This window comes from Clostridium fallax (assembly GCF_900129365.1).
In the GTDB taxonomy this organism is placed as follows: Bacteria; Bacillota; Clostridia; order Clostridiales; family Clostridiaceae; genus Clostridium_AH; species Clostridium_AH fallax.
In genome coordinates, this window is the sequence record NZ_FQVM01000061.1 from 1 (window position 1) to 2,031 (window position 2,031).

Consider the following 2,031-nt stretch of genomic DNA (forward strand, 5'->3'; position numbering starts at 1 on the left):
AAGAGATAATTTAATCTCTAAAAGTCAAGTAAGTTTTATAAAGTATCTTATAAAGAAAAGAAAACCTAAGATTAAAAAAATTGAATTTTTAAATCTATCAAAAAAAGAAGGATCTAAAATAATATATCATCTTCAACAAAAAACAATAGATGAAGATGAAATAAATAATATAATAAAAGAAAATAAAAGTCAGCTTTAATTTAAAGCTGACTTTTATCTTTTTTATCTTTATATTTACTACAGTGAGAATTACAACTATTACAGTTACATTCACCTTTTGAAGATCTTTTTAAATTTTTATATATAATAAAAATAGCAAGAGCAACAATTACTAATGTAATTATTATCTCCATAATATCACCTTCTAAATTATAAAATTTGCTATATTAAAGAATAAAAATGAAGCGATCCAAGCTAATACAAGTTGATATATTACAGAAAAAATAGTCATTTTAGCACCAAATTCTTTTTTCATTGTTCCTATAACTGATATACATGGTGTATATAAAAGAACAAAGATTAAAAATGAGTAAGCACTAATCGCTGTAAAAAATTGTGGCAGTAAAATTTCTAAATTTCCTTTAAATATAACTTCCATAGTAGATAGAACAGTTTCTTTTGCCATTAAGCCTGTTAATAATGATACAGAAGCTTGCCAAGTTCCAAAACCTAAAGGCTTTAATATTGGAGCAATAAAGCTACCTATAGAATATAGGAAACTTTGGCTAATATCAGTTACTTGTCCACTAAAATTAAAGTTTTGAAGAACCCAAATTAAAACGCTCATTGCAAAAATTATAGTTCCAGCTTTCTTTAAAAAGCTTTTTCCTTTGTCCCAAGTTTGACGAAAAACATTTTTCATTTCTGGAAGTTTATATTCTGGAAGTTCTATTATAAAAGGTTCCTCATCTTTTTTAAATAAAGTATTTTTAAATAATAATCCTATTAAAAAGGCTATTAAAACTCCTAAAAAGTATAATGATCCAACTATAAGACTTTTATGATTAGGAAAGAAAACTGATGCAAAAACTATGTATATAGGTAATCTTGCATTACAAGACATTAAAGGAACCAAAAGAGCTGCAAGTTTTCTATCTTTTTCACTTTCTAAAGTTCTAGCAGACATTATAGCTGGTACAGAACAACCAAATCCAACTATCATAGGAATAAAGGCCTTTCCTGATAAACCAACTTTTCTCATAAGCTTATCCATTATAAAAGCAGTTCTAGCCATATAACCGCTATCCTCTAAAATTGATATACAGAAAAATAAAGCTAATATAATAGGAAGAAGTACTACAACAGCTCCTACACCGGCTACAATTCCATCAACTATTAGTGAATTAAACCATGGACTAGTGTTAACTAATAAATCATGAAGAAAAGGAATAAACCTATCATCTAATAAATCAGATAATAAATCGGAAATAGGTTGACCTACCCATGAAAAGGTAAATTCAAATATTAACATCATTATTATTATAAAAAGAGGATAAGCAAAAAAAGGATTTAATGTAATCCTATCTATTTTATCTGTTAATCTTTCTTTTTTTTCTTTTTTTCTAGTTATTTCACAATTACTGATTAAGTTTTCTATAAAATTATAAGCTTCTTTTTCTGTTTTGAAGTTATAATTTTTTTTGTCTATATTTTTAATGTAAGTTTCTTTTTCTAAAGTTTCTTTAACTTTATCTATACCTATATTTTTTGCTGCAATTATTGGAAGAACAGTAACATTAAAATCTTTAGAAAGCTTTTGGCAATCTATTTCAATACCTTTCTTTTTTGCAACATCAACCATATTAAGAAGCAATAAAATAGGTTTATTAAATTGCTTTAGCTGAGTTGTAAGGTATAAGTTTCTTACTATGTTTGAAGCGTCAACTGGTCTTATGTCAATATTTTGGACACAAAAAGTCAAACTTTTTCATGCTGCACTTCTAGCTAATAATTCACATTGATCTGGAGTCATGTAATTAATAGAAGAGTGTATCCTTTTTCTGTTATACCAACCTTCAATATATTTAAATA

At 26.1% G+C, this 2,031-nt stretch carries 2 protein-coding genes and 1 pseudogene; 1 reads left to right on the forward strand and 2 read right to left on the reverse strand.

The window, feature by feature from the left end:
• Positions 1 to 199: hypothetical protein (locus BUA70_RS13100; RefSeq protein ID WP_159429657.1), on the forward strand; the 199-nt coding region annotated here is incomplete at its 5' end.
• Position 200: 1 nt separating this feature from the next.
• On the opposite strand, the gene BUA70_RS12850 is transcribed toward BUA70_RS13100, so the two are convergent.
• Together BUA70_RS12850 and feoB are read right to left on the reverse strand one after the other, a co-directional pair.
• The gene (locus BUA70_RS12850) at positions 201 to 353 is read right to left on the reverse strand and encodes a FeoB-associated Cys-rich membrane protein (protein ID WP_072897911.1); all 153 of its coding nucleotides are present in this window, start codon (positions 351 to 353) and stop codon (positions 201 to 203) included.
• A gap of 11 nt (positions 354 to 364) precedes the next feature.
• Positions 365 to 1,900 (reverse strand): annotated as a pseudogene (gene feoB / locus BUA70_RS12855) (ferrous iron transport protein B); the annotation flags it as partial.
• Positions 1,901 to 2,031 lie beyond the last annotated feature (131 nt).

Coding starts and splice junctions, on each gene's coding strand:
- BUA70_RS12850 (WP_072897911.1), bottom strand. CDS start 353: ATGGAGATAATAATTACATTAGTAATTGTTGCTCTTGCTATTTTTATT.